The organism is Chryseomicrobium excrementi, assembly GCF_002798305.1.
Lineage (GTDB): Bacteria > Bacillota > Bacilli > Bacillales_A > Planococcaceae > Chryseomicrobium > Chryseomicrobium excrementi.
In genome coordinates, this window is sequence record NZ_PCGR01000009.1 from 1 (window position 1) to 3060 (window position 3060).

Here is a 3060-nt window from a genome sequence, read left to right on the forward strand (position 1 = left end):
CTCAAAACTGGATAGAACTCCATTGATCTTTTTGGTTAAGTCCTCGATCGATTAGTATTCGTCAGCTCCACACGTCGCCGTGCTTCCACCCCGAACCTATCTACCTCATCGTCTTTGAGGGATCTTACTTACTTGCGTAATGGGAAATCTCATCTTGAGGGGGGCTTCATGCTTAGATGCTTTCAGCACTTATCCCGTCCACACATAGCTACCCAGCGATGCCTTTGGCAAGACAACTGGTACACCAGCGGTGTGTCCATCCCGGTCCTCTCGTACTAAGGACAGCTCCTCTCAAATTTCCTACGCCCACGACGGATAGGGACCGAACTGTCTCACGACGTTCTGAACCCAGCTCGCGTACCGCTTTAATGGGCGAACAGCCCAACCCTTGGGACCGACTACAGCCCCAGGATGCGATGAGCCGACATCGAGGTGCCAAACCTCCCCGTCGATGTGGACTCTTGGGGGAGATAAGCCTGTTATCCCCGGGGTAGCTTTTATCCGTTGAGCGATGGCCCTTCCATGCGGAACCACCGGATCACTAAGCCCGTCTTTCGACCCTGCTCGACTTGTAGGTCTCGCAGTCAAGCTCCCTTATGCCTTTACACTCTGCGAATGATTTCCAACCATTCTGAGGGAACCTTTGGGCGCCTCCGTTACACTTTAGGAGGCGACCGCCCCAGTCAAACTGTCCGCCTGACACTGTCTCCTGCCCCGATGAGGGGCATGGGTTAGAACTTCAATACAACCAGGGTAGTATCCCACCGACGCCTCCTCCGAAGCTGGCGCTCCGGGCTCTTAGGCTCCTACCTATCCTGTACAAGTTGCACCAAAGTTCAATATCAGGCTACAGTAAAGCTCCACGGGGTCTTTCCGTCCTGTCGCGGGTAACCTGCATCTTCACAGGTACTATAATTTCACCGAGTCTCTCGTTGAGACAGTGCCCAGATCGTTACGCCTTTCGTGCGGGTCGGAACTTACCCGACAAGGAATTTCGCTACCTTAGGACCGTTATAGTTACGGCCGCCGTTTACTGGGGCTTCAATTCGCACCTTCGCTTGCGCTAAGCACTCCTCTTAACCTTCCAGCACCGGGCAGGCGTCAGCCCCTATACGTCACCTTACGGTTTTGCAGAGACCTGTGTTTTTGCTAAACAGTCGCCTGGGCCTATTCACTGCGGCTCTCTCGGGCTTTCACCCTGTCAGAGCACCCCTTCTCCCGAAGTTACGGGGTCATTTTGCCGAGTTCCTTAACGAGAGTTCACTCGCTCACCTTAGGATTCTCTCCTCGACCACCTGTGTCGGTTTGCGGTACGGGCACCTCCCGCCTCGCTAGAGGCTTTTCTTGGCAGCGTGAAATCAGAAACTTCGGACATGCGTCCTCCTCATCACAGCCCAGAGTTGTAGATGCGGGATTTGCCTCACATCACTCCTCACTGCTTGAACGTGCACTTCCAGCCGCACGCTTCCCTATCCTACTGCGTCCCCCCATCACTCAAATGGCGGGGAGGTGGTACAGGAATATCAACCTGTTGTCCATCGTCTACGCCTATCGGCCTCGACTTAGGTCCCGACTGACCCTGAGCGGACGAGCCTTCCTCAGGAAACCTTGGTCATACGGTGGATGGGATTCTCACCCATCTTTCGCTACTCATACCGGCATTCTCACTTCTAAGCGCTCCACCTGTCCTTCCGGTCAGGCTTCACAGCCCTTAGAACGCTCTCCTACCACGCATACCTGAGGTATGCATCCACAGCTTCGGTGAACCGTTTAGCCCCGATACATTTTCGGCGCAGCGTCACTCGACCAGTGAGCTATTACGCACTCTTTAAATGATGGCTGCTTCTAAGCCAACATCCTGGTTGTCTAAGCAACGCCACATCCTTTTCCACTTAACGGTTACTTGGGGACCTTAGCTGGTGGTCTGGGCTGTTTCCCTCTTGACTACGGATCTTATCACTCGCAGTCTGACTCCCAGATACAAATCATCGGCATTCGGAGTTTGTCTGAATTCGGTAACCCGGGATGGGCCCCTAGTCCAAACAGTGCTCTACCTCCGAGATTCTACATCTGAGGCTAGCCCTAAAGCTATTTCGGAGAGAACCAGCTATCTCCAGGTTCGATTGGAATTTCTCCGCTACCCACACCTCATCCCCGCACTTTTCAACGTGCGTGGGTTCGGACCTCCAGTGAGTGTTACCTCACCTTCATCCTGGACATGGGTAGATCACCTGGTTTCGGGTCTACGACCCCATACTCATGCGCCCTGTTCAGACTCGCTTTCGCTGCGGCTCCGTCTCCTCGACTTAACCTTGCATGGGATCGTAACTCGCCGGTTCATTCTACAAAAGGCACGCTATCACCCATTAACGGGCTCTAACTACTTGTAGGCACACGGTTTCAGGATCTCTTTCACTCCCCTTCCGGGGTGCTTTTCACCTTTCCCTCACGGTACTGGTTCACTATCGGTCACTAGGGAGTATTTAGCCTTGGGAGATGGTCCTCCCGGATTCCGACGGAATTTCACGTGTTCCGCCGTACTCAGGATCCACTCTGGAGGGCAATGGGTTTGGACTACAGGACTGTTACCTCGTGTCGTGGGCCTTTCCAGACCGCTTCGTCTACCCCTTGCCTTTGTAACTCCGTATAGAGTGTCCTACAACCCCAAGAGGCAAGCCTCTTGGTTTGGGCTCTTCCCGTTTCGCTCGCCGCTACTCAGGGAATCGATGTTTCTTTCTCTTCCTCCAGGTACTTAGATGTTTCAGTTCCCTGGGTCTGCCTCCGACCAGCTATGTATTCACTGGAAGGTAACACGCCATTACGCGTGCTGGGTTTCCCCATTCGGAAATCTCCGGATCAAAGCTCACTTACAGCTCCCCGAAGCATATCGGTGTTAGTGCCGTCCTTCATAGGCTCCTAGTGCCAAGGCATCCACCGTGCGCCCTTATCAACTTAACCTAAGTTGTCGCTCCAACGGAGCTTAAAGGTCACACGTCAATTCACTTGACGTTGTGTTTTGTTACAATCAATGTCGTTCTATCCAGTTTTCAAAGAACAGGT

General features: G+C 53.3%; 1 rRNA gene. It reads right to left on the reverse strand.

Annotated features, from left to right (window positions below):
* Positions 1 to 31 precede the first annotated feature (31 nt).
* Positions 32 to 2958 (reverse strand): 23S ribosomal RNA (locus tag CQS04_RS13540).
* Positions 2959 to 3060: the final 102 nt, after the last annotated feature.